This window comes from Streptomyces colwelliae, assembly GCF_048158785.1.
Taxonomy (GTDB): domain Bacteria; phylum Actinomycetota; class Actinomycetes; order Streptomycetales; family Streptomycetaceae; genus Streptomyces.
In genome coordinates this window covers 1-486 of the sequence record NZ_JBLTJC010000928.1, presented here as the reverse complement: position 1 = coordinate 486, position 486 = coordinate 1, and the positions used below count along the sequence as shown (strand labels likewise).

At 56.0% G+C, this 486-nt stretch carries 1 protein-coding gene; it reads right to left on the bottom strand.

The window, feature by feature from the left end:
• Window positions 1–66: 66 nt before the first annotated feature.
• Window positions 67–486: ethanolamine utilization microcompartment protein EutL (eutL, locus tag ACNFOC_RS55210; RefSeq protein ID WP_416966420.1), on the bottom strand; the 420-nt coding region annotated here is incomplete at its 5' end.

The window sequence follows — 486 nt, the reverse complement described above, 5'->3', positions numbered from 1 at the left end:
ATCTATAGCGGCGACCATGCCGTCCACTTCCAGCAATCCCAGTGCATTGATCATCGGCAACCTCCGTTACGCACGCTGGATTGGATTACGCGCGATTTCCAGCACTGCATCGGTAAAGGCGTTACAGGCTGCTTTACACGCGGCCTGGCTACCGGTTAAAAATGCTGCCGAGTAGTTGGTTTCAGACGGTGGCGGGACATAGGTCACCAACTGCACGTCGGCAGATTTCAACGCTGCATCAATGCCGTAGGTCGCTTCCAGCGGCGGTGCCACCAGATACGCCATCGGATCGCCAGGCGTGATCCCGGCGGTTGATGAGAGATAAGAACCGGTACGCGAAACTACATGTGCCAGGAAGGCTGTGTTTTCTGCGTCATTTGCCCACTGGAAAGCAGCGCCATTTTCAATATTCGCAACCATCGCATCCAGACCAGCACGCACTTCCGCCGGGTTTGGTCCACCAAGCATAATCAGCACCTCACCGGC